Origin of the sequence: Protofrankia sp. CiP3 (genome assembly GCF_917627345.1) — a bacterium.
Taxonomy (GTDB): Bacteria; Actinomycetota; Actinomycetes; order Frankiales; family Frankiaceae; genus Protofrankia.
The window spans coordinates 12,451-36,861 of the sequence record NZ_CAKJTM010000039.1 but is presented as its reverse complement, the minus strand read 5'-3'; the positions used below and the strand labels follow the sequence as shown (position 1 = coordinate 36,861).

General features: G+C 66.8%; 18 protein-coding genes and 1 pseudogene. 5 read left to right on the top strand and 14 right to left on the bottom strand.

All coding sequences use genetic code 11. The annotated features are described in order from the left end of the window. Positions 1–15 precede the first annotated feature (15 nt). The 9 genes from MJ797_RS14825 to asnB form a co-directional block, all read right to left on the bottom strand. Positions 16–537 carry a flavin reductase family protein gene (locus MJ797_RS14825; protein WP_239335165.1) on the bottom strand — a complete coding sequence of 174 codons (522 nt, stop codon included), beginning with the start codon at positions 535–537 and terminating at the stop codon, positions 16–18. Next, positions 534–2,126, bottom strand: a complete 1,593-nt coding sequence (locus MJ797_RS14820; protein ID WP_239335164.1) for a tryptophan halogenase family protein — start codon at positions 2,124–2,126, stop codon at positions 534–536. The genes MJ797_RS14825 and MJ797_RS14820 overlap by 4 nt, the downstream gene beginning before the upstream one ends. Positions 2,127–2,340: 214 nt before the next feature. Next, positions 2,341–3,753, bottom strand: a complete 1,413-nt coding sequence (locus MJ797_RS14815) for an FAD-binding oxidoreductase (RefSeq protein WP_239335163.1) — start codon at positions 3,751–3,753, stop codon at positions 2,341–2,343. 67 nt (positions 3,754–3,820) lie between these two features. Further along, positions 3,821–4,468 carry a hypothetical protein gene (locus MJ797_RS14810; protein WP_239335162.1) on the bottom strand — a complete coding sequence of 216 codons (648 nt, stop codon included), beginning with the start codon at positions 4,466–4,468 and terminating at the stop codon, positions 3,821–3,823. A 60-nt stretch (positions 4,469–4,528) separates the two neighbouring features. After that, positions 4,529–5,266 (bottom strand): SDR family oxidoreductase, encoded by a 738-nt coding sequence (locus MJ797_RS14805; RefSeq protein ID WP_239335161.1) that lies wholly within the window; start codon positions 5,264–5,266, stop codon positions 4,529–4,531. A gap of 8 nt (positions 5,267–5,274) precedes the next feature. Next, positions 5,275–5,958 (bottom strand): DUF6875 domain-containing protein, encoded by a 684-nt coding sequence (locus MJ797_RS14800; RefSeq protein WP_239335159.1) that lies wholly within the window; start codon positions 5,956–5,958, stop codon positions 5,275–5,277. An 18-nt stretch (positions 5,959–5,976) separates the two neighbouring features. Then, positions 5,977–7,167, bottom strand: coding sequence for a cytochrome P450 (locus MJ797_RS14795; RefSeq protein ID WP_239335157.1), 1,191 nt, complete (start codon positions 7,165–7,167; stop codon positions 5,977–5,979). A gap of 5 nt (positions 7,168–7,172) precedes the next feature. Beyond that, positions 7,173–7,634 (bottom strand): PPC domain-containing DNA-binding protein, encoded by a 462-nt coding sequence (locus tag MJ797_RS14790; RefSeq protein ID WP_239335155.1) that lies wholly within the window; start codon positions 7,632–7,634, stop codon positions 7,173–7,175. 167 nt (positions 7,635–7,801) lie between these two features. Continuing rightward, positions 7,802–9,619 (bottom strand): asparagine synthase (glutamine-hydrolyzing), encoded by a 1,818-nt coding sequence (gene asnB / locus MJ797_RS14785; RefSeq protein ID WP_239335153.1) that lies wholly within the window; start codon positions 9,617–9,619, stop codon positions 7,802–7,804. A gap of 762 nt (positions 9,620–10,381) precedes the next feature. On the opposite strand from asnB, the gene MJ797_RS14780 reads away from it, so the two are divergent. Together MJ797_RS14780 and MJ797_RS14775 are read left to right on the top strand one after the other, a co-directional pair. Further along, positions 10,382–10,612, top strand: coding sequence for a hypothetical protein (locus MJ797_RS14780; protein ID WP_239335151.1), 231 nt, complete (start codon positions 10,382–10,384; stop codon positions 10,610–10,612). After that, entirely contained in the window at positions 10,609–10,806 is a 198-nt protein-coding gene (locus MJ797_RS14775) for a hypothetical protein (RefSeq protein ID WP_239335149.1), read from the top strand. Before MJ797_RS14780 ends, MJ797_RS14775 begins: the two co-directional genes overlap by 4 nt. Positions 10,807–10,864: 58 nt before the next feature. On the opposite strand, the gene MJ797_RS14770 is transcribed toward MJ797_RS14775, so the two are convergent. Then, positions 10,865–11,248 carry a type II toxin-antitoxin system VapC family toxin gene (locus tag MJ797_RS14770; protein ID WP_239335147.1) on the bottom strand — a complete coding sequence of 128 codons (384 nt, stop codon included), beginning with the start codon at positions 11,246–11,248 and terminating at the stop codon, positions 10,865–10,867. Next, positions 11,245–11,493: a type II toxin-antitoxin system Phd/YefM family antitoxin gene (locus MJ797_RS14765; RefSeq protein WP_239335145.1), complete on the bottom strand. Its 249-nt coding sequence runs from the start codon at positions 11,491–11,493 to the stop codon at positions 11,245–11,247. The genes MJ797_RS14770 and MJ797_RS14765 overlap by 4 nt, the downstream gene beginning before the upstream one ends. Positions 11,494–12,443: 950 nt before the next feature. Between MJ797_RS14765 and MJ797_RS14760 the strand changes: the two genes are divergently transcribed. The 3 genes from MJ797_RS14760 to MJ797_RS14750 all read left to right on the top strand — a co-directional run bounded on the left by MJ797_RS14760 (position 12,444) and on the right by MJ797_RS14750 (position 16,348). After that, the gene (locus MJ797_RS14760; protein WP_239335143.1) at positions 12,444–13,589 is read left to right on the top strand and encodes an LLM class flavin-dependent oxidoreductase; all 1,146 of its coding nucleotides are present in this window, start codon (positions 12,444–12,446) and stop codon (positions 13,587–13,589) included. A 113-nt stretch (positions 13,590–13,702) separates the two neighbouring features. Further along, a complete protein-coding gene (locus MJ797_RS14755; RefSeq protein ID WP_239335133.1) occupies positions 13,703–14,905 on the top strand; it encodes an LLM class flavin-dependent oxidoreductase in 1,203 nt (400 codons plus the stop codon). Positions 14,906–14,971: 66 nt separating this feature from the next. Next, positions 14,972–16,348, top strand: a complete 1,377-nt coding sequence (locus tag MJ797_RS14750) for an NtaA/DmoA family FMN-dependent monooxygenase (protein ID WP_239335131.1) — start codon at positions 14,972–14,974, stop codon at positions 16,346–16,348. Between the two features lie 121 nt (positions 16,349–16,469). Here MJ797_RS14750 and MJ797_RS14745 read toward each other — a convergent pair whose 3' ends face one another. The 3 genes and pseudogenes from MJ797_RS14745 to MJ797_RS14735 form a co-directional block, all read right to left on the bottom strand. Then, entirely contained in the window at positions 16,470–17,180 is a 711-nt protein-coding gene (locus MJ797_RS14745; RefSeq protein ID WP_374582255.1) for an alpha/beta hydrolase, read from the bottom strand. A gap of 419 nt (positions 17,181–17,599) precedes the next feature. After that, positions 17,600–17,917, bottom strand: a complete 318-nt coding sequence (locus tag MJ797_RS26995; protein ID WP_374582253.1) for a carboxyl transferase domain-containing protein — start codon at positions 17,915–17,917, stop codon at positions 17,600–17,602. Continuing rightward, positions 17,896–24,408, bottom strand: a pseudogene (locus MJ797_RS14735) (type I polyketide synthase); the annotation flags it as partial. The gene MJ797_RS26995 and the pseudogene MJ797_RS14735, both read right to left, overlap by 22 nt. Between the last annotated feature and the right edge of the window lie 3 nt (positions 24,409–24,411).

The window sequence follows — 24,411 nt, the reverse complement described above, 5'->3', positions numbered from 1 at the left end:
AAAGCGTGTATTGCGTCACTCGACACAGAGCGGGAGGCGATCACTCGTCACCGGCTGCGGCCACGCGGCGAAACTGCGCAGGCCGTAGAGCAGGGGAGTACCCGTGGTTTGATAGATCATGTTTACCGCCCCGAGCACCACAGCGTGATCGCCGACCCGCAGGATGCCGCTGACCTGACATTCCGCCATGGCGAATGCGTCCTCGACCAGCCAGGGCAAACCAGACCACGACTGTTTCCAGGTCACCCGTGCGAAGCGGTCGGGGTCGGGGCCCGAGAACACCTCCGCGGCGTGCTGTCCACCCTCGTGCAGAAGGTTGATGGTAAAGCTGCCGTGGGACGTTACCGCCTGCAGCGTGGCGCTGCCGATCCGCAGGCAGACCAGCAGAGTCGGTGGATCCAAGGTGGCGCTAGTGATCGACGAGCACGTCATGCCCCGTGGCTGTTTTTCGGTGTCGAGGCTGGTTACCACCGCGATACCGGTGGGAAATGCGCTCATCAGGTCGCGGTAGCGTTGCTGGCGTGTCCCGCTGGTCATGAGACACCGTGCAGCTGGCGTAGCAGATCGTAGGTGGACGGCAGTGAGCCCACCATGTCTGTCTGCTTCCGCTTGATGTCGGCGAACAGCAGCTCGGCCCGGGCGAGTGACTCGGGCTTGTAGGCGAGGGCGGGTAGCGGGGAGCGGGGCAGCATGCCGAGTCCCGTAAATATGCAATAATAACTGCCGTTGGTCCAGAAGTTGCGGAACTCAGCTTCGAAGTTGCCATAATAGTTGCCTTCATCGGTGATCGGCAGGTTCACCGGCAGCCCGGCCCGATAGGTCTCGACCTTCTCCTTGATGCCGTCGGCAAGCCGCAGTTTCTTGTTCGCCTCCCAGAACGGCGTGTCCACGCGCGGCGAGAAGAAGTAGTGCGCCTGGAGGAAGTCCCGCGTGTCGTCGAACATCTCCTCGATCTCGCGATTGAACCGGTCGATGAGCACCCTGTCGAAGTTCCGGTCGGGGAAGTGCTTGGCCAGCATGTGTATGGCTGCATAGATGAAGTAGATGCCGCTGGACTCCAGCGGCTCGACGAAGCAGGAGGACAGGCCGACGCTGACGCAGTTGCGCACCCAGGCCCTGCGGTTGCGGCCGACCCTGAAGCGGATGTGGTTGAACGTGGTCTGCTCAGGGTCGAGCCCCCACAGCCGCGCGAAGTCCACGGTGGCCTCGTCGCGGCTGGCGAAGCTACTGGAATAAACGTAGCCGCTGCCGAACCTGCCCAGCATGGGGATCTTCCACGTCCATCCAGCCGGCATGGCGATCGAGGAGGTGTAGGGCTCGATGCCGTTCACCTCGTCGTCGTGCGGCACGGCTGTGGCCACCGCGCTGTCGCAGAGCAGGTGGTCACTCATGTCGATGAACGGCTCGCCCATCGCCTGATTGATCAAAAGTCCGCGGAACCCGGAGCAGTCGATGAACAGATCACCCTCAAGGAGCTGCCCCGACGTGGTGCGCAGCGCCGTGATGAACCCCCGCTCGTCCGTCAGCACCTCGGTCATCTCGTCCTCGACATGCTCGACCGCCTGCTTGGTCACTGCGAAGTTGCGCAGGAACCTGGCGACGAGCTGGGCGTCGAAGTGCCAGGCGTAGGTGGTCGCCCGACGCATGTCGAGCCAGCGCGGGGCCTTCTTGGCGTCCATGATCGCGGTGTCGGTGAAGCAGGCGTAGTCATAGGGCTCGTTGGTCTCGCCCCGCAGCCTCTTGGCCGCCCAGTAGTGGGAGAGCGGGATCTGGTCGGCGGACGGCAGCAGGCCGAACGGGTGGTGGAAGGCGTCCACGTGGCCATAGCTGAACCGCGGTTGCGGGCTGCCCTCCCCGGGGGTGCGCCAGTTGATGAACTTCACGGCCATCTTGTAACTGGCGTTACACTCACGCATCCACTCTTCCTCGGCGATACCGAGGTAGTCGAAGAAAGCGCGCTGGAGGTTGGGGATGGTGGCTTCTCCGACACCGATCCGTGGAATGCTCGGGGCCTCCAAAACCACGATCTTCACCGTGTTCTGAAGCGCTTTGCCGAGGTAGGCTGCGGTCATCCAGCCAGCGGTACCCCCGCCGAGGATCACAACCGTCTTGATGCGGCTGTCCATGGTGTCTCCCTGATCAGATGGGGATGTGATTGGTTCCGATGGGATCCGGGCGCATGTGCCGGTGACCTACGTGCCCACGCCGGCGGCGCTGGCATCGACAGGTGAATAGGTGACAGGTGGACGATCGATCAGCTTGTGCATCGCAACGGCCCGGCCGTCAGGCTGGGAGCGCGTTTGAGACCGTCATTCCGGCTCACTGATCGAAAGCCTGATCTCAAGCATGCTCTGAGAGCAAATTCCTGGAACGCAGCTCGGCGATGACCGCGTCGGGCAGTCCCGCGGCGTGGGCTTCCGGCAGGGTCAGGGATGTCGGGATGCTTTGCTCAAAACTGAAGACGTTATGGGGATCGTACCGACGTTTCACATCCATCAGCCGGGGAAGTCTGTCCCCGTAGTAGGCGTGCAGCCAGTTGGCCAGATCGCGGTCCGGGCTGTTGACGTAGGCGCCGCCCGTCATGAACGGGAGCATCTCGTCGCGGATTCCACACAGCCAGTCGAGATGCTCACGATCGGACTCCGCATCGTCCCAGTGCCCGAGGTACTCCACGCAGATGGACGCGTTTCGGTGCGCGAATGCCGAATGTTCCGGCGGAACGTCACCCAGTACCGCGCCGCCGAGTCCGTAGAACCCCGTCCTGACTCCGGCGGGCGCAGTCCTGTGCCAGCGATCGAGGATTTTCATGGCGTATGAGTCGAGCGGTCTCGCGGCGAGCGCGGGGACGAATTTTGCCCGTATCGACGGAACCCGCTGAGTCCACGTGCCCACACTGTCCATGTAAGGCACGGTGCGCATGGAAGTCTCGCGCGGCGGATGTGTGTCGACCAGCGGCTTGATGATTGATTTCAGCTCGTCGGCCGAGCCTTCGAACAGCCCGGTCGTCATGGCCATTCCGGCAGACCTGGGGAACAGGTTGAACCTGACGTTCACGCGCTCGTCCGCTCGAAGGATCCAGCGCTGCCATTCGTCGAGTACCGCGATGCCGTCGGCCCAGTCCCATTTCATCGTAAACAGCGTCACGTCGGAAATAGGCCGCATTTTGAACGTATAGGAGGTGACGATCCCGAAATTCCCGCCGCCACCGCCCCGCGAGGCCCACAGCAGGTCCGCGTGGTTCGTCTCGTCGACCGCCAGGATCCTGCCCCGCGCATCGACCACGGTGAGACCGACAAGACTGTCGATGAGCAGGCCCCGTGACCGCACGAGCATCCCGATCCCGCCACCGAGGACATGGCCACCGATCCGGATGTCTGGGCAGACTCCCGCCGGGATCGTGCCGCCGACAGACCACAGAACCGCGTATACCTCGCCCAGGAGGACACCGGGGCCGATGACAGCCCGGCTCCGGTCGTTGTTCACGGCCACAGACCCCAGCCTTGACACGTCGATCACGATACCGTCGTCGAGGGTGCAGAAGCCCTCGACGTTGTGGCCACCGGAACGGATACGGAAGGAGATGCCATGGTCGCGTACATAACATAATGCGGCTGCTGTCTCTTCGGCGTCCCGTGGGTATACGACAGCCTGGGGCCGACAGTCGAAACGCTCGTTCCAGATGCTGCGCGCCCTGTCGTACCTCGTGTCGGATGGCGTCACCACAAGACCAATGGTGTCAGGATAGGTTCCCATATTGCCTCCGCATTCGGCTGAATTCGACATGCTGGCACCTTGGTTAGGCTGGCGCCGCTATATGGCCCTATGCGAAGAACCTGATGGGCATCTTCGCGGCCTTCAGGCCCTCGGATACGGGCGGACGCCACGCGCCGTACGTGTGCGTGACGCCATCCTCCCGGCTCTCCAGATAGCAGATGATGTTAAGCGGCCAGCCGGCGTTTCGGAAAAGGTACTCATCCATACGGCTGGGATTCTCGCTCAGGTTTTCCGTGCCCCGTTCGTGCATCGGCCCCACCCGGTGCCAGTCAGGATGCATATGGACGGACCCGAGCATCTCGAGTCCGTTGTCCTCGAATTCACGCACGACCTTCAGGAGCTGACGCGAATCACACCAGAATCCCCTCTCGCCATCATCGTACTGCTTTCCGAACTGGGGGACGATGTTCTTCCTGAACTCCTCCATCGGCACCGAGTCAACGGCTCGGACATTGTCGGCGAAAGCGATCCTTCGAAGTATCATCGCGTCGCCTTCTACAGTTCCCCCGAGCAGCCCGAAACTGTTGGGTCGGTGCAGGCGTGAACCACCCGCGGCCACCGACTCAAGACCAAGGCGATACTCCCCGACAGCATCCTCGATGAAAGATGCGAACACCGCCGGGTCGGCGACCACCACCTCGACGTCATCAAAGACTCCAGCACAATTTCCCGGCAACATCCGGGTTTCTGGCATGACGGTGCTCCTCTCCGAGAGAGCGTGTTTCCCAGTGCCTGGACTCCGCCGGGCGCGTTGTCAGACGAGCCCTCCGTTGGCGTGAATGACCTGCCCGTTGACCCAGCCGCCCTGTTCGCCGACGAGGAACTCCACCACCTTGGCGATGTCCTGCGGACGTCCAATCCTGCCGAGCGGAATCTGCCGGGCCAAAGCTTCGATGGCATCCGGGGACCTGCCGCGCAGCAGGAGCTCAGTGCCGGTGGGACCGGGAGCGACGGCGTTGGCCGTGATGTTCCGCCCCGCCAGCTCTTTGGCGAGCTGACGCGTCAGCACCTCGACCGCGACCTTGCACGCGTTGTAGACCGCCTGCCCCGGCGCGCCCAGGGCGGCAGCCGAGCTGGAGAAGGTAATGATGCGTCCGCCAGGACGCACCCGGGCTGATGCGGCCCGCAGCATGTTGAACGTGCCGCGAAAATTGACATCCACAACACGACGGAAGCTCTCGTCATCGGTGTCGGCCAAGGGGCCACGCCGGTCGGCGTGCGCCCCCGCACAGCTGACCACGATGTCCACACCGCCGTACGCCTTCTCCGCCGCCGCGAACAGCTGGTCGACGTTGTCTGGCTCGCTGATGTCGCCGCGGACCGCCAGTGCTCGTCCGGCCCCGGTCCCGACGATCTCAGCGACCAGCTTGTCAGCGGATGCAGTGTCCTGGACGAAACCGACGACCACGTCGAAGTCGTCGGCGAGCCGTCGGGAGATCCGCGCACCGATCCCGCGGGTGCCGCCTGCCACAATCGCGACCCTGCGCGTCACGTCGGCCGTCACTGTTCTGATTCCGGACTCACCCGGATCTCGCTGAGTGCTGCCTGGCCTCGCTCGGACCAGCGGGACTCTTCGGCACCGTCGAAACGCCGCCCGTATGCCTTGAGGAATTTGATGCGATCGGGTACAGGATCGTCGACGCGATTCAAGAAGGGCAGGTCGGAGTCGACCATGTACCGGATGGCGAGCAGCGGAATCGGGCTGCGCAGCGGCCGGAACGCGGGGTTGTGCAGCCCGCCCTGCTCACTCCGCGGATGAAACCTGCCAATCATGAGACCTGATTCGACGAACTCCGCCTTCAACCTGCGGTGCGTTTCGTCCACCATGGCAGGCGCGTCCTCATCGCTCACATCGGGCAGGATCACCAGGATCGCCTTGTCCATGGCCTCTGGTCCGGATCGCGGTTCCGTACGCAGGAAGACGTCCCGGTACTCGGCGATCTCCTGATCGATCTCGGCCGCCGGGCGGTTCGCCGTACGCACGACCACGAAAATGATCCTGTTCATGGACAGGGCACGCGGGACAAAGGGACACACCGAGCCGCCGCGGCCGAGTTCGGGATGCGGTCGGCACAGGAATTCTTCGCACCAGCTGGCGATGCGTTCGATAAACGGTAGGTCCCTTGCTGTCCGGGCCGGGTCATCCGGTCGGTGCAGTGCGGGATCCTCAGCTGTGGTATTCACCTTGGACTTCCCCTCGAATCACCATGAAACGCGGAGATTTGCAATGGAATGGGTCATCATGTCCGGTTTCCAGATCACCTCGTCCGCGGGTACTGCCAAACGTAGATTCGGCATGGTGCGGGCGAGCACGGCGAACCCCTCTTGCAGCTGCACACGTGCGAGATGGGCGCCGATGCAGTAGTGCGGCCCCTTCCCGAAAGCCAGGTGCCCGTTGTCTGTTCGATGAATGTCGAACGTGTCCGGGTCCTGGAACTTCGTGGAGTCACCATGCGCCGAGGAGATCAGCGGCATGACTCCTTCGCCCGCGCGCACACATCCGGACGGGAGCTCGACATCCTCCATGGCGAGCCGGAGGAAGCCCACGTCGGCCGGAAAGTCGTGCCGGAGAATCTCCTCGACCGCTATGGGGACCAGACTCGGGTCCGCCGCGAGCTCCTCGTACTGCTCACGGTGGCGCAGCAAAGTGAACGCCCCGCGCCCGATGGTTGTCATGGTGGTCTCGTATCCGGCCAGCAGGAGTGAGCGGGTGACGTCGCACAGCTCCGCCCCGCTCATGCGATCGTCACCGTCACTTGCCTCGATCATGGCGTCCAGCAGGTCCGTGCCTGGCTCACGACGGTGGCGCTCGATGAGCGCGGTCAAGTAGGCGAAAAACTCGTCGCGCCCTCGTTCGCGCTCGGCCACGCTGTCCGGGCCGATGCTCATCGCCACAGCCGACCAGTAACGGAACTGGTCGAGATCGCTGTCGGCGACTCCGAGTATTTCGGCGATCACCATAATCGGGAGCGGTTCCGCGAATGCCGTCATCAGATCGGCGGGCGGTGAGGCTGCCAGCATGCTGTCGGCGAGGTCCTGCGCGATCTTCCGGATGCGCGCCCGCCATCCTTCGGCACTGCGCGCGGAGAACGCGCGGCTGAGAATGCGACGTACCCGTGTGTGCCGCGGCGGATCCAGGTTGATCAGAGTATCGCGGTCGTCGGACATGTCCGCACCGGGCTGCAGCCGGGGTGCCCCAGGCTTGCTCAGGTCCCGGCTGAATCGTGGATCGGTGAGCACGGCCTCGACGTCGTCAAAGCGCACCGCAAGCCGCACGACGTCACCACTTGGCAGTTCAACCTGCCCCAGCGGATCGTTCTCACGGCGCCACATGCAGCTCGGCGGACGCTTACCGAGTGGCTCTTCCGGGAAGGGAAAGGATTCAGGTGGCACGACACTCAGCTTTCGAACGTGAGGAGGGGGACGTCCCAGAGCTCGCTGTGCACCGGACGGCGCATCTCGGGCGCGAGGACCTCGGTGACGAGCATTTCAGTGAGGTACTGAACCTTGGCGGATATGAGGTGGCTCGAGTACGCCAGCGCCGAGTGCTGCTTCAGACCAACCGTGACGTGGATGTGCGGCACGGTCTCGTTCTTTTCGGGCGCGTAGGAGAAAGTGCCGGATCCAACGGCTTCGACCTTCTCCAGATAGACAGGAAGACGTACCGGCGCTGCCGGGTCCTCGACCCGCTGGCACGTTCCCGCGATCTCGGTCTCGGCGAAGGCGGCGAGGAACATCGGAATGTATCCCTGCCGGACCTCGTTCTCCCGGCAGAAATCCGCCAACGCCTGGAAGAAATCTTCTCCATGATCGAAATTGACGCCAAACGACCTTCCGGTCTTCAGTTCATGCGTACGCATATAGAAACCACTCCAATCGGACAGGTGGCGGTGTGTGGTGTGGGCTCCTCGAACAGCGCGAATTGCGGGACCGCAAGGAAAAACTGGAGGTGGAATTTCTCGGTCCGGCGGCATGCGGTGAACCGGCGATGTGGCCACCCGTGCTGCGGCGCGGGTGACGGGACTCGTCACACATCGACGCGGAGCGCCTGGGATTCCAGCCAGGCATTCAGGTCCAGCACCATCTCCAGGCTGACGCGTGTGACGGTACTCGACGTCGCCTCGGCTGGTGTCGCGAGCAGCGCCTCGACCGCCTTCTGGTCCAGCAGCGGCAGCACCGGGGCACTCCCGTCCGCGATCAGTCCGGCGAGAGTGCCACGCAGAGCGAGCCCGTATGCGGGGTCCTGGGTAGCGGGGTACGGGCTCTTGCGTCTCTCCAGGATCGACTGCGGCAACAGATCCGAGACCGCGGCGCGCAGCAGGCTTTTCTCCCGCCCGTCGAAGGTCTTGAACGACCAGGGAGCGTTGAAGAGGTACTCCACCAGCCGATGGTCACAGAATGGCACACGAACCTCCAGGCCATGGGCCATGCTCAGTCGATCCTTGCGGTCGAGCAGCATGTTCACGAAACGGGTCAGGTGGAAATAGGAGATCTCCCTCATCCGCCGTTCACGGGAGTTCGCCCGGGACACATGAGGCACCTCTGCCAGTGCCTCGTGGTATCTGTCACGCTCGTAGGATAGAATGTCGAGCTGCTTACGCAGCCTCGGGTCGAAAAGGTCGTCGGGACGCTGCTTCTGCATCATGACGACAAGCCAGGGGAAGGTTGGGGATTCCACCACTTCTGGCAGGTGGAACCAGGCGTATCCGCCGAACACCTCATCGGCTGACTCCCCGGACAGCGCGACGGTCGAGTGACCGCGGATCGCTCGGAACAGCATGTACAGTGACGTGTTCATGTCCCCGCTGAGCTGCGGATACTCCCACGCACGCATCACACTGGAGCGCAATCGCGGATCGGTGAGCTCGGCGGTGTCGAGTAAGATGTCGGTGTGCTCGGGGCGCAGATACCGCACGGCGTCCTGTACGAACGGCCCGTCGGGGGAACCGCGCATCTCATCGGGCTGAAAATGGTCGGCGTATCCGGCGAAGTCGACCGAGAACGAACGGATGTCCCCGTGCTTGAGGGCCAGTGCGGTAATCGCGCTGGAGTCGAGGCCACCCGACAACAGACTGCACAACGGCACATCCGCCACCAGCTGCCGTTCCACAATGTCCTCGAGAAGTTCGCGCACCACGCGTATGGTCGTGTGGAGATCGTCGGTGTGCTCGTAGGCTTGGAGCGCCCAGTATCGCCACTTGCTTAGGCCCTCCCGCCGGAACCGCAGCAGCTGCCCGGGCCTGAGTTCGTGCATGCCCTTGTAGATTGACAGCTCGGGCGTCTGGGTGATGGTGAACACCTCGCGCAGGCCGTCGGCGTCCACCGCCCGGTCGACCCGCGGATGCGCCAGGATGGCCTTCGGTTCCGACCCGAAGAGCAGCCCGCCACCCGGTAGTGGGTAGTAGAAGAGCGGCTTGACACCCATCCTGTCGCGGACAAGCAGGAGTTCCTCGCTGCGGGAGTCCCACAGGGCGAACGCGTAGATGCCGTTCAACCTCTCGGCGATGCCCGCGCCCCACTCCAGATAACCGCGTAGCACGACCTCGGTATCGCTGTGGGTACGAAAATGATGCCCCTTCGACTCCAGCTGCGTCCGTAACTCGCGGAAGTTGTACACCTCGCCGCTATAGGTGAGGACTGCCATGTCCGCTGCGGCCATGGGCTGATGGCCGCCCTCAATGTCGATGACCGCCAACCGCCGATGGCACAACGCCGCGTGCGGACCTAACCAAATCCCGGTGTCGTCGGGTCCCCGTAAGGCCATGGTCGCGGTCATGGCGGACACCGTAGCCCATTCCCTGGTCAGATCCCGGTCAAAATCTACCCAGCCTGCGATGCCGCACATACAGTTTTCCATTCGTCAGTTCGTGCGAACCGTCCCCATCCGTTCCCGCATGCCCGGGCCCGACGGCACAACATGGGGAGCCGGTGCCCGCTGGCCTGCCACCGCTCGGGTGTGCTCCCGCCGCCGGAAACTGCCAGGGACAGGCATTGAGGCCGCCATGTCCGGGAGCGAGCCGTCAGTTACCTCACGTATCTCAATGCTGGTGCGACACCGGCCACCGGCTCATCCCGGGACCATGGGCTCGGCGCTCGCACCCGGCGAAGATGCGCCGCCGCTGCCCACGCCGCATCTTCCGCCTCGCGCGTTGCCCGTAGCCACCCCACGAGGATTTCTCATCGCCCGTGGCTCGGAAAGGAGGATATAGGTCAATATGCGACAGGATCTGGCCATGTATTAGGTCGCGGTTCTCCCCCAGGACTGCGGCAAGGTTGCAAATCAAATTTGATCGACTACGGGGCGTGGTGGCGCTGATAGCTCCCTCGCGGGGCTGGAAGCCGGGCGGTGTGGTTTCGGCAATGCGTGGTCGGCGGTGGGTCGAGCCGATCGTGACTTTTGCATCGGCCGGCGAAATTCGTGTGCCCGCAGATTGAGAAAGGCAGAGGGGGTCGCCGACGCGGCCCACCCACGCTTGACCGGCAGGAGTGGGACAGCGGTGCGTGCCGGACCTGCTATGCCCTGGCTGACGAGGTCGATGAGCCACGGCAAGACGACATACCACGGTAGTTGCTACTCCGGTATTCTAAGGTGGTGAAGGTTGACAAGATGAGCGTGTCATTCGAGGGCGACCTGGGCGACGCGGTTCGGGATGCCGCCCGGCGGGCCGGCGTTGGGCTGTCGGCCTGGCTTGCGGGCGCGGCGGCCGTGAAGCTGCGTGCGGATGCGCTCGCAGAGTTCCTTGACTCGTGGGAGACGGCAAATCCGGCGTTGACACCGGAGGAACTGGCGCGGGCTGAGCGCGAGCTGGGCCTGTACGCTGATCAGTCGGCGGCGTGAGCGCGCTCGTTCTCGACGCGGGCGCGCTCCTGGCTGTCGAGCGGGGTGATCGGGAGATGGCTGCCCGGCTCCGGATCGCGCAGCAGCGGGATATCGGCCTGCGGAGCAATGCTGTCGTCGTCGCCCAGGTCTGGCGGGATGGCGCCGCCTGCGCTGCCCGTTTTCCCAGCGGAGAGAGCGTTACGGCTGGCTGAGATCGACGGTTGCTGGCTTGCCCGTATGCCCGACGTCGCATACGGAAGGCGACTTTTCCTAGATTGTCACTATTGTAATGAGATCTTCGAGGCCGGCCAGGTCGGTGGCGTTGCGGGTATAAACGCTGGCTCCGTGTGCGTGCGCCGTTGCCGCGATCAGCAGGTCCATCGTCCGTGCCCGTGGCTGGCGGCCGATTTCGGCCACTCGGGCGGCCAGTCGTCCATAGCTGTCGGCGACGGCGTCGTCGACTGGGAGAGGGTCGAATCTTCGTTGGAGTGCGCTGAGCCTGGCGAGTCGGTTCGCGCGGGCCTCGGGTGTCTTGGCGACGAGAACACCGAACTGGAGTTCGGCGATACTGATGACGCTGACGGCCAGCTCACCAGGGATCGGGAGGACGTCCGTGGCCACCAGCACGCTTGTGTCGAGGACACCCCGGTTCATCGATCTTCCCAGGGGTCCGTCACGGTGTTGTCCACGAGTTCGCGATCGGCGGGCCAGCCGGCGTCGGCCGGCAGGGCGATGACCTCGGCGAGATCGTCCCAACGCCGCCACGCGCGTGGGGCCACCGGGCCTAGAACGGCTGCCGGTCGGCCGGAGACCGTGATGGTCAGTCGCTCGCCGGCCTGGGCCCGCCTCACCAGCTCGCTTGCGTTCTGCCGCACCTCACGCAGTCCTATCTCGTCCACGCTCCCAAAATAGCACTTGTGCTACTCGGGTTTGGTCGTCCGCTCGAGGCCGCTGACCTGGCCGCCATGGAGATGGTGGGGAGCCGCGACGCGCCCGCGATAACCGCGGATCGCTTGAGGAGATCGTGCGCAGGGGCCCGCGGGAGTCCACGCAGAGATCTCTGCCCGCTCGTTGTTTGTCCAAAATGAGCTGCTATTTAGAGCGCCCGAGGACAGGGCGTTCGGCCAGTGGGCGGCTCATCCGCGCCCGCTCCGGCAAGAGCGCCCGGCAACAGGGGCGTGGATCAGGGAGCGGGGCTGGGGCACACCTCTCGTCGCATCGCTTCCCATCGATCGCCGCGCGATGCACAGGTGCCCCTGCTCGTCGGTGACACCCCAAGGGCCAGGGTGATTCCCTGTGCTTCTCGCGTCGCACGCACTCCAGCCCCATTTCTTGATCCACTTTCCTGTAGTCGGGCGTCCTGGCTGGATCTCTGGACGGATTTCCGAGCGAACATTGTGATGTAAATCACTTCTCTACTTATTGACTCGACAATGTTCTTTTACCGAAAGTGTTAGATATGATCGCTCCTCCGCGTCTGACGTGCCGGCGCTGCGTCGACTTCGGGCGGAGCGCGAGCGCTCGCTGTCGCTGATCCGTCAGCCCGCGCGAGCGCGGGACGCCCACGCCCCGGCAGGCCGGCCATTGCCGGGTAGATCTGCTTCACCAGCTGGCCCATCAGTTGCGCGACCCGGTCGTACATCGAACGAAACACATCTTTCCGCACTCCCCGGGCGGCCCGACCGCCGCGCGCGGCGGGTACCGCCCGGGGCACCTTTCCACTCGCCGCTCGAACGAGGAACGAAAGGCCGGAGAATGCCGCCGTCGATCGCACCGCTGACCTGTCACGGCCGACGCCGCGGCATCGCCGCCCCGGATACGGATCACTGACGGACCGGCGGTGGCGTGCATGCCTGTCCGAGGCCCCATCCCGTTGTCGGTGCTCGACCTCGCGCCGTCGACCTCCGGGTCGAGCACCGCTGAGGCATTACGCAACACGATCGACCTTGCCCGCCACGCAGAGCGTTTCGGCTATGCCCGGTACTGGCTCGCCGAACACCATCTGACTCCGGGTGTCGTCTCCGCCGCGCCTGCCGTGCTGATCGCCTTGGTCGCCGACGCTACCCAGACGATCCGGGTCGGGTCCGGGGCGGTACAGACCGGGTACCACACGCCGGTCATCGTCGCGGAACAGTTCGGGACCATCGCGCACATCCATCCCGGGCGCATCGACCTCGGTCTCGGTCGCTCGGGCGTGGGCAGGTTGATCGAACGGGCGAACCGGTCCGCCGCCGGGTCGTCGCCGCGAGGCGGTACGACCGCCAGGCCTTCCGTGGTCGACGGCCTGCTGATCCCGGCACCAGCGAAAATCGCGTTCGATCCCGGTCGGCTTCAGCGGCAGCTGGATGTGGTCGGCCACCGCGACGATGCGGCCGAGCGCTACGGACAGGACGTCCGGGACATTCAGGCGTTCATCCGCGGTGACTACCGCACACCGGACGGGACGCACCTGCGGTCGCCGGCTGCTGAGGACGCCGATACGCAGCTGTGGATCCTTGCCGCGAGCGCTGGCGACAGTGCGCGGACCGCGGGCGAACTGGGGCTGCCGCTGGCCGCGAACTACCACATCGTCCCGTCCACCGTGCTCGACACCGTCGCGGCCTATCGGGCCGCGTTCCGGCCGTCGGCGACGTTGCGGGAACCACGGGTCATGGTCTCCGCGGATGTCGTTGTCGCAGGCGATGACGCAACCGCCCGCCGATTGGCAAGCGGGTACGGCCCGTGGGTGGCGAACATCCGCTCCGGCGAAGGCGCCGCCTACCCCACGCCTGCCGAGGCGGCGGCCTACCCATGGACCGACCAGGAGCGTGCGCTGGTCGCCGATCGGCTCGACACCCAGTTCGTCGGCTCGCCCGCGACCGTTGTGCGGGGGCTGCGCATACTGCGCGATGCCACCGGAGCCGACGAGTTGCTCATCACCACGATCACCCACGACCACGCCGACCGGGTGCGGTCCTATGAGCTGCTCGCCCAGGCATGGGCACGGCCCGACTGACGGCCTACCTGTGCCCCTGTGCCCCTGTGCCCGAAGCCAGCCCCGCACGGTCATTGTCCCGGCGGATTCCCACCCGGTCAGGGCAGGACCCAGTCAGAGCAGGAAGAGACCCGATGACCACATCGTCCGAACTGCACCTCGCCGTTGCGCTTGACGGCGCGGGTTGGCATCCCGCGGCGTGGCGGGAACCGGATGCCCGGGCCGACGAGCTGTTCACCGCCCGCTATTGGGTCGACCTGGTGCAGGAGGCCGAACGCGGCCTGCTCGATTTTGTGACGATCGAGGACTCGTTGGCGTGGCAGTCCTCGCGTTACCACGGCCCGGACGGCCGCACGGACCAGGTCCGCGGACGCCTCGACGCGGTTCTGGTCGCAGCCCGGGTCGCCCCGCGGACCAGCCGCATCGGGCTCGTACCGACCGTGCGGGTCACCCATACCGAGCCGTTCCACATCGCCAAAGCGATCGCCACCCTCGACTATGTCAGCACCGGCCGTGCCGGCTCGCGCATCCAGGTCAGCGCGGCCCAGGCCGAGGCGGCTCATTTCGGCCGGCGCGATATCCCCGCGTTCCGGTTCGCGGACCGGAACGCGCCCCAGGTCGCCGAGCTGATCAGGGATCTGTTTGACGAGGCCGCCGACTACGTTGAGGTGGTCCGCAGGCTGTGGGACAGCTGGGAGGACGACGCTGAGATCCGCGACGCGGCAACCGGGCGGTTCATCGACCGCGACAAGCTGCACTACATCGACTTCGCTGGGAGATGGTTCAAGGTCCGCGGTCCGTCGATCACTCCGCGCCCGCCGCAGGGCCAGCCGTTGGTCACCGCGCTCGCGCACGCCGCCGTCGCGTACCGGCTCGCCGCGCGGGCAGCCGATGTCGTGTACGTGACCCCGCATGATGCCGGCCAGGCACGCGCGATCGATCAGGAGGTCCGCGCGGAACAGGCTGCCGCCGGCCGTGAGCATGAGCCGTTGCACGTTTTCGGCGACCTCGTCGTCTTCCTCGACGTCGATGCGGGGCAGGCGGCCGAGAGAAAGGCGCGACTGGATTCCCTCGCCGGTACCGGGTACAGCTCGGACGCGCGCGTTTTCACCGGTACGCCGGCTGAGCTGGCCGATCTGCTGCAGGAGTGGCAGCAGGCTGGCCTGACCGGTTTCCGGCTGCGTCCAGCCGCCATCCCGCATGACTCCGAAGTGATCACCCGTGGGCTCGTGCCGGAGCTGGCGCGCCGCGGAGCCTTCCGCGGCGAGTACGAGGCGGGCACGCTGCGCGGTCTGCTTGGTCTACGCCGCCCCGCCAGCCGCTACGCCGTTGCCTGACGTTGCCTGACGTTGCCTGACGTTGCCTGACGTTGCCTGACGTTCAAGGATTCCAGAGGACCCCAGATGGGCAGACCACGCAAGCGGATCCACCTGGCCGCGCACTTCCCGGGCGTGAACAACACGACCGTGTGGAGCGACCGGCGGTCGGGCAGCCACATCGAGTTCAGCTCATTCGTGCATTTCGCACGGACCGCGGAACGGGCGAAGTTCGACTTCCTCTTTCTGGCCGAAGGACTGCGCCTGCGTGAGCAGGCTGGCCGCCTCTATGACCTGGACGTGGTCGGCCGCCCGGACACGTTCACGGTGCTCGCCGCGCTGGCCGCCGTCACCGACCGGCTCGGGCTCGCCGGCACGATCAACTCCACGTTCAATGAGCCCTACGAGGTCGCCCGGCAGTTCGCCAGCCTCGACCATCTCTCCGGTGGCCGGGCCGCGTGGAACGTCGTCACCTCGTGGGACGCGTTCACCGGTGAAAACTTCCGCCGCGGCGGCTTTCTGCGCGAAGAGCAGCGCTACGAACGGGCCGAGCAGTTCCTGCGGACGGCGTGGGAACTGTTCGACTCCTGGCGCGACGACGCGATTGCCGCGGACAAGGAATCGGGAATCTTCGTCACCGACGCGTCGGCGGGTACGTTCGAGCATCATGGCGGCCATTTCGACATTGCCGGCCAGTTCAATGTTCCCCGCAGCCCGCAGGGCCGGCCAGTGATCTTCCAGGCCGGCGATTCGCATGAAGGCCGTGAATTTGCCGCGGCGACGGCCGATGCCATCTTCAGCCGGCACAGCACCGTTGAGGCCGGCAAGGCGTTCTACGCCGACGTCAAGGGACGGCTGGCCCGCTACGGCCGGCCACCGCAGGCGCTGGTCGTGTTGCCAGCAGCCACCTTCGTGCTCGGCGACACCGACGCCGACGCCCACGAACAGGCCGCCATCGTCCGCCAGCAGCAGGTCAGCGGGCAGACCGCGATCCGGCTCCTTGAGCAGCTGTGGAACCGTGACCTGAGCTCCTACGACCCGGACGGCCCACTGCCCGAGATCGGCCCCAAGCCGGGCGAGAACACTGTCGCGCAGGGCCGCGCCAGCGTACGGATGTTCTCCGATCAGCAGGCGGTCGCCACACGGTGGCGTGCACTCGCCGAAGCGAAGAAACTCTCCATCCGCGAGCTGGTCATCGAGGTGACCGGCCGGCAGTCGTTCATTGGCACGCCGGCCACCGTCGCTGAGACGATCAACAGGTTCGTGCAGGCGGACGTCAGCGACGGATTCATCCTCGTCCCACACATCACTCCTGGTGGCTTGGACGAGTTCGCCGACACGGTCGTGCCGCTGCTGCAGGAACAGGGCGTGTTCCGCGGCGAGTACGAAGGCGCGACCCTACGTGATCACCTTGGTCTGCCGCTTCCTCACGGACCGAGCGCGATCACCCGGGCCGCTCCGTGAGGCCGCTGTTTCTTCGTCTCCAAGGACCTCGCGCTGGCAGCCCAGCTGACCTGTGCGGTGGCTGTGGTCGGCCGCGGCCGGCCTTGCACGGAGCGTCGCGGGTTCTGGGGGCTCCACGGTCTCAACGCGGGGCCCTGTCACCTGCTCTCCCCAGCGTGTACCGGGCGTACGACAGTGTGGCGCCGGCGTTCTTCTTCGTTTCGGCTCGCGAATGAGCGAGGGCTTCGAGAAACAGGAGTATCCGCGCGGCCGCCCAACGTCCGCCGTCGCCGTGCAGGACGCCGTGTCCACCGGGTACGGCCGCGAGCTCCGCCCGGGGCGCTGTCCGGGTCATCATCCGGATGAGGGGCAGCGGGCTGGTCTGGTCGTTGCGGCCGTGGACGAGGAGGATCGGCAGATCTGGCAGCGTCCGCGGAGGAGGTTCGGTCAGCGGCTCGCCGGACACGGGCTGGTGCAGCAGCGGCAGGCCGAGGAGGACGAGCCCGTCGACCCGTAGTGCGGGCGAACCGGCGAGGGTGAGTGCCCGCAGGGCGCCGGTGTCCGATCCCAGGAGGACGAACGGTACGTCGGGGATGCGTGTCTCGCCGAGCGCGATGGTCGTGTCCCTACCGGGATCGGCGATGGAGACCGCGTGGTTGTCCAGGGCGAGCCTGGACGCCAGGGGCTCGAAGACTCTCGGTGCCTCATGCCGTCCGGGGAGCAGAGCGACGGATGTCCGGGCTGCCGCTGCCGGATCGTGGGCGGGCCGGGGGGATGGCCGGTTCACGGCGGCATGGCCGGTGTCATCGATGCCTCGGAGGGCATGGTCAACAGTGCGGGACGCAGCGGTCACAGGTCTCTCCTGTTGTGTACCCAAGCAGGCCGCGGCGGAGGCGTGTCATCCGGCGGCGGCGCATCGGGAGGAAGATTGTTTCCGGGAGGAGGATGAGAGCGCCCGAGAATAGAACTGTCCGGCTCGCGGCTCCCCGGGCGCGACGTGGTCCGGATGAGGCGAGCGGGCGGCGCATCCGCCCAGCAGACGCGTTGGCGGCGGTGGTCGCTCGCTCAGACCGCGCAGCGCAGACAGGTGGCAGAAGTGACTCGCAGGAGGTCGATGTGCGCTCGTGTTACGAGCCACGTCGAGCGGCCATGGTGCTTCACGTCCTCGATCCTGCGCTCGGTGGGAGCGTATGTCAACTTCTCCGGGGAGATTAGTAGGGATACTCTGGGTTGTTAACGGTACAACCAGGGAAGAGGGCGATCCGATGAGCGTCACCGACGAGTTGATCGTGAATGCGGAGGCCTATACGTCATCCTTTGACAAGGGCGACCTGACACCGCGGCGCTGCGTTCGGCCATGACTCCTCGGGTGTTGCTGTTCGAATCATCGACCACCCCGGTCGTGCGCCCGCCGAGCCGGCCGAGGCCGACCACGACGTTCGGTGCCCACCGTGGCTGCGGCTCCTCGGCGTCGGGGACCGCAGCCAGCAGCGGACGGACGTCAGATGCCCGCCGCGGGCCGTCCGGGAGGAGACGGCGCAGGTCGATCGTTGCCGGGACAACCGGGATCAGTCGAGTGCGTCGATCCATTTCCTGACCGCCGCGGCCGTCGTCCCCGTGTGCTCCTCCAGGATGGTGAAGTGGTTGCCCGGGACATCGGCTATGTCGTGGGGCAGCGGCCAGTACGCCCGCCAGTCCTGCTTGCTGCCGGGCTCGCTCGGCATCCCCACCAGCGGTTCCTCCGCGCGGACGAGCAGGGTAGGCGTCGAGATCGGCTCCGGCTGCCAGGCAGCGAAGATCCGGTTGTAGGTGCCCATCGTGCTCAGTCTGGTGTCGTGCGTGGTCATGTCGTAGCGGTCGAGCCGCTCCAACAGGGCGGTCAACAAAGCGGTGTTCCACCATTCCATGCCCGGGACGAGCGGGGCGTCGATGGGGTAGGAGTCGATCAGGACCAGCCCGGCCGGGAATATCCCGCGTGCTTCCAGGCCGGCAACCACGGAGTTCGCGACGCATCCACCCATCGAACGACCGAGGATCACGAAGGGCTCGTCACCGACGATCTGTTCCACCGCTTCCACGTGCATCTGTATCAACGTCCGGTCGGCGTCCGGGAGGACGTCCCCTTCCGGGAGACCGGGCGCCGGCACCACGAACACGTCCCGGTCGTCCTGGAAGGCGTTGCTGAACCGTGAGTACTCATGGGGACCGGACAGTGCGCTGAGCGCGGGAAAGCACACCAGGTTCGGCCGTGCCTCCCCGCTGCTCAGCTGCAGTGGGTGCGGGGCGTGTTCGTGCCTGGCGGCCGCGTCGAAGGCCGGCCGGAGGTGGGACGCGAGGATGATCAGCTGTGCTGCCGCGTCCACCCTCCCCGCGTTGATCAGCTGCTGGTACAGCGAAGCGAGCCCGCCGCTGTCCCTGTGCTGTTCCCTTCCGGCGGTGACGGGCGCCGGTCGTCCGGCCGACTGGTCTCCCGCATCGCCGAGTTCCGCACGGATGAACCCGGCGAGTGCCGTTGGTGTGGGGAAGTCGAAGGTGAGGGTGGCCGGCAGCCGTAGCCCGGTGGCGGCGTTGAGACGGTTGCGCAGCTCGACGGCGGTGAGGGAGTCCAGCCCGAGTTCGACGAATGCACGTCCCTCACCGAGCGTGTCCGTACTGGCATGGCCCAGCACTCCGGCGACCTCGGTGTAGATGAGATCGAGGATGACCGCGTCACGCTCGGATTCACCGAGGCCGGCGAGGCGCGTCCTGATCGACGATGCCGCGCTGATCGTGCCGATCGCGCCGGGCCGCGCGGCGCGTCGTCCGGGCCGGACCAGCCCGCGCAGCAGCGCCGGAATCGCGTAGGTTCCCGCCCGGGCACGCAGGCCCGCGAGGTCGAGCAGGGCCGGGGCCAGGACCGCGCGGTCGAGCGTCCGTGACGTGTCGAAGAGCTCCAGGGCCTCGGCCGAGGACAGCAGCCTCAGACCGGCACGGCTGATCCGGCTCCAGTCGGCGTCGCTGAGCTGGCCGGTGATTCCGCTGGCCTGTGCCCACTGGCCCCACGCGAGCGACGTGGCGGGCAGACCGTGGGCGCGACGGTACCCGGCGAGGGCGTCGAGGAATGCGTTGGCGGCGGTGTAGCTTGCCTGCCCCGGACCGCCGGTCAGCCCCGAGAGCGAGGAGAACAGGACGAAAACGGCCAGGTCGTCGTCCCGGGTGAGCTCGTGGAGGTTCCAGGCGCCGTCCACCTTCGGACGTAGCACCCCGTCGAGCCGTTGCGGGGTCAGCGATCCGACCAGACCGTCATCGATCACTCCGGCGGTGTGGACGACCCCGGTCAGGGGGTGTTCGGCGGGGATGGCGGCAAGGATGGCCGCGAGGGAGCCGCGGTCGGCCGCGTCACCGGCCGCGACGTGCACCTGCGCGCCGAGGCCGGTCAGGCCGTCGCGGAGTTCGCCGGCACCGGGGGCGTCGGGCCCTCGCCGGCTGGTGAGGACGAGGTGGCGCACACCGTGTGCGGTGACCAGGTGCCGTGCGAGCAGACCGCCGAGTACTCCGACACCGCCGGTGATCAGCACCGTGCCGTTCGGGTCCAGGGACTCTGGTAGGCCAACGGGCGCATGATCATCGTGTTTCTCCAGCGCCGGGACGTCCCGCGGGACGCTGGTCGCCGCTGGCTGCCCGGAGGTCGTGACCCGCACGAGCCGTGGCACCGACACCACACCGCCGCGGATCGCCAGCTGCGGCTCGTCACCGCTGACGGCCGTGGCCAGTGCGGCCGGCAGCACACGGGTGGACGCGTCGCTGTCGTCGATGTCGAGCAGGATGATCCGGTCGGGATGCTCGGCCTGGACGGAACGGACCAGGCCCCAGACGGGGGCGGAGCCGAGGTCCGGCGCCTCGCTGTCCGTGGCTGTGACAGCGCCACGGGTGACCACCACGAGCCGTGAGGACTCGACCCGTCGCTCGGCGATCCACGTCTGTACCCATGCGAGCACCTGGTGTGCCGTCGTATGCGCGGTGCGCACGACAGCCGGGCGGTCCTCGTCGTCGGCAACCGCTTCCGGAATGCCCGAGACGAATACCAGGGCGGGCGCGGGCTCACCCAGGTCAACAGCCGTGCCGAGAGCGGCGATGTCGCTGAAGGCCCTGGTCTCGGCACCGGCCTCGGCAAGAACGAAGCGCAGGGCCTGGTCGTTGTCACCGATGACCGACCACGCTTTGGTGGACGGTGGTTCCGGGAGGGTGACCGCCGTCCAGTCGACCTGGAACAACGAGTCCTGGTTCACCGGACGGGCGGCGTTGATCTGTTCAGCCGAGACCTGGCGTCCGACCAGTGACGCGATCGAGAGAACGGGCGCGCCCGTCTCGTCGGCCGCCTGGATGGACAGTTTCTCCGGGCCGCTCAGCGCCAGCCGTACGCGCAGAGCCGAAGCACCCGACGCATGCAGGCGCACGCCCGTCCACGCGAACGGCAGATAGGTCCGGCCCTCCGGCGAGTTTCGCAACCCGTCGTAGGCGGTGATATGCACCGCGGCATCGAGCAACGCGGGATGTACGCCGAACAGCGTGGCGTCGGCACGTTGTCCGCCGGGCAGCGCGACCTCGACGAAGAACTCGTGGTCTCGCTGCCAGGCGGCGCGCAGGCCCTGGAACACCGGCCCGTATTCCAGGCCCACCGTGGTCAGAATGCTGTAGATGTCCTCGATATCCACTGCGGCGGCATCCGCTGGGGGCCATTCGTCCAGGGTGAACGGCGTGTCCTGGACGGACGTGCCGAGAATACCGCTGGGAATACCGCTGGGAATACCGCTGGGAATACCGCTGGCGCTGAGAATACCGCTGGCGTGCCGGGTCCATTGCGAACCGGCCGGGGCGTCCTCCGGCCGTGAGTACACCGTGATCGAGCGTCGCCCCGCGTCCGGCGCTCCGACGGCCAGCTGTATCTGGACCGCACCGCGTTCAGGCAGTATCAACGGCGACTGCGCTATCAGCTCGTCGAGGTTTTCGTAGCCGGCCTCGTCGCCGGCGCGGAGCGCAAGTTCCACGAACGCCGTACCGGGAACCAGTACCGAACCCATCACGGCATGGTCGGCCAGCCATGGGTGGGTCCGTAGCGACAGCCGTCCGGTGAACAGGATCCCGTCGGCGTCGGCCAGTCCCACCGTGGCGCCCAGCAGCGGGTGCCCCGCGGGCCCGAGCCCCAGCGTGGCGGGGTCGCCGTTCGACGTCACCGGGTCGAGCCAGTACCGCTGGTGCTGGAAGGCATAGGTGGGCAGGTCGATTCGCCGGGGGCGCCGGCCGCTGAACACGGCGTCCCAGTTGATCGGGGCTCCGTGGATGTAGGCCTGGCCGAGCGCGGTCACCAGCGCGGCGGGTTCGCGGCGGTCCCGGCGGAGTGTGGGTGTGAGGACCGCTGCCACGCGATCGTGTCGGTCGGTGAGCGTTTCCTGGGCAAGAGCGGTGAGGACGCCGTCGGGGCCGAGCTCAAGGTAGGTGGTGACTCCGGCGGTGTCCAGGCTGGCGATCGCGTCGGAGAAGCGGACCGCGTGACGGACGTGACGCACCCAGTACTCGGCACTACCAAGTTCGTCGGCGGTGGCGAGCCGGCCGGTCAGGTTCGAGATGACCGGTATCTGGGGCTCGGCGTAGGTGAGCGTTCCGGTGATCTGGCGGAACTCGTCGAGTATGCCGTCGATATGGGGGGAGTGGAAGGCGTGGCTGACCGCAAGCCGCTTGGTCCTGCGTCCCCGGGCCCCGAACTCACCGGCGATGCGCAGGGCCGGGATCTCGTCGCCGGAGATGACAACGGAGCTCGGCCCGTTGACGGCGGCGATACCGACGCTGTTGTCGTGCGCCGCGAGTGCGGTGCGTACCTCGTCTTCCGTCGCCTGGATGGCGATCATCGCACCGCCGGGCGGAAGAGACTGCATGAGCCGGCCCCTGGCCGCGACGACTCTGGCTGCGTCGGCGAGGGACCAGACACCGGCGACGTGGGCGGCGGTGAGTTCGCCGATCGAGTGCCCGGCGAGATAGTCAGGCCGGACGTTCCAGGATTCGAGCAGCCGGAACAGCGCGGTTTCGACGGCGAACAGCGCGGCCTGGGTGAACACGGTCTGGTGGACAAGACCGGTGCCGCCGTCTGTGCCGGTGCCGCCGTCTGTGCCGCCGTCTGTGCCGGTGCCGCCGTCTGTGCCGCCGTCTGTGCCGGTGTCGTCGTCGGCGAAAAGGACGTCACGGACGGTGCGGGTGACCTGCCCCGTCAGCTGCTCGTCCAGCTCATGCGTGACGGCGTCGAAGGCGTTCGCGAATACCGGATAGGCCTCGTACAGCTCCCGGCCCATGCCGAGCCGCTGGCTGCCCTGGCCGGTGAACAGGAACGCCAGTTTCCCCGCCGTCGGCGCGGGGCCGGCGGCCGCGTTCGGTGCCGCCTCGCCGCGGGCGAGCGCGCCCAGGCCGGTCAGGAAGCCGTCCCGGTCGTCGGCGACGACGACGGCGCGGTGCTCAAGCGCGGCCCTGGTGGTGGCCAGTGAATACGCGACATCGACCGGGGCGAGGTCGCCATCGGCTTCCACGAACGACGCCAGCCGTGCCGCCTGCGCCCGCAGCGCCTGCGGCGACCGGGCGGACAGCACCCACGGAAGCGGCCCGGCAACGCCCTTCCCGGTCTCGTCAGCGTTCCCGGTCTCGTCAGCCACCGCCCTCTCGGTCTCGTCCGCGGCGGTTCCCCCGGCGACCGGAGCCTGCTCGATGATCACATGTGCGTTGGTGCCGCTCACGCCGAAGGAGGACACTCCAGCGCGCCGTGGCCGGCCGGTCTCCGGCCATGGCCGGGCCTCGGTGAGTAGTCGCACCCCACCCGCGGACCAGTCGACGAACGGTGACGGCTCGTCGACATGCAGAGTTTTCGGCAGCACACCGTGCCGGATGGCCTGAACTGTTTTGATCACACCCGCGACACCGGCGGCGGCCTGCGCATGGCCGATGTTCGATTTGAACGACCCGAGCCACAGGGGCCGGTCGTCGGGCCGGTGCTGGCCGTAGGTGGCCAGCAGAGCCTGTGCCTCGATCGGGTCGCCCAGGGTGGTGCCGGTGCCGTGGGCTTCGACGGCGTCGATGTCCGCGGGGGACAGCCGAGCGTTCGTGAGTGCCGCACGGATCACCCGTTGCTGGGACGGGCCGTTCGGCGAGGTCAGGCCGTTGGACGCGCCGTCGGAGTTCACCGCCGAGCCCCGGACCACGGCCAGGACCTGATGCCCGAGGCGCTCGGCGTCACTGAGGCGTTCCAGCAGCAGCAGCCCGACGCCTTCGGCCCAGCCGGTACCGTCCGCCGCGGCGGCGAACGCCTTGCATCTCCCGTCCGGTGCCAGGCCACGCTGCCGGGCGAACTCGATGAACCCGAGTGGGGAGGTCATGACCGTGGCGCCGCCGGCCAGCGCCAGGTCGGACTCGCCCGAGCGTAGTGACTGCGCCGCGAGATGCAGGGCCACCAGTGACGAGGAGCAGGCCGTGTCCAGCGTCATCGTCGGGCCCTCCAGCCCGAGGGTGTAGGAGATCCGGCCCGAGGCGACGCTGCTCAGGACGCCGGTGAGCACGTAGCCTTCCAGCTCGTCGGGCACCTGATGAAATCCCGCGGCATAGTCGCGGCCGGCTATCCCGGTGAAGACACCCGTCCGGCTTCCCCGCAGTGAGGCCGGGTCGATGCCCGCCCGTTCGAACACCTCCCACGCCGTCCGCAACAACAGCCGTTGCTGCGGGTCGATCGCGAGTGCCTCGCGCGGTGAGATTCCGAAGAAATCCGCGTCGAACTCCGCCGCGTCGGGCAGGAAGCCGCCGTGGCGCGTATAGGTCCGGCCCAGCTGGTCCGGGTCCGGGTCGAACAGCTCCTCGATGTCCCAGCCACGGTCGGCCGGGAACTCCGAAATGGCGTCGCCGCCGGTCTCCACCAGCCGCCACAGATCCTCCGGAGAATCCACCCCGCCCGGATAGTGGCAGCTCATCCCGACAATCGCGATCGGCTCCCGCTGGCTCGACTCGACCTCACGGAGGCGTTTCTGCGCCTGCCGGGAATCGGCGAGCGCACGCTTCAGATACTCGCGAAGCTT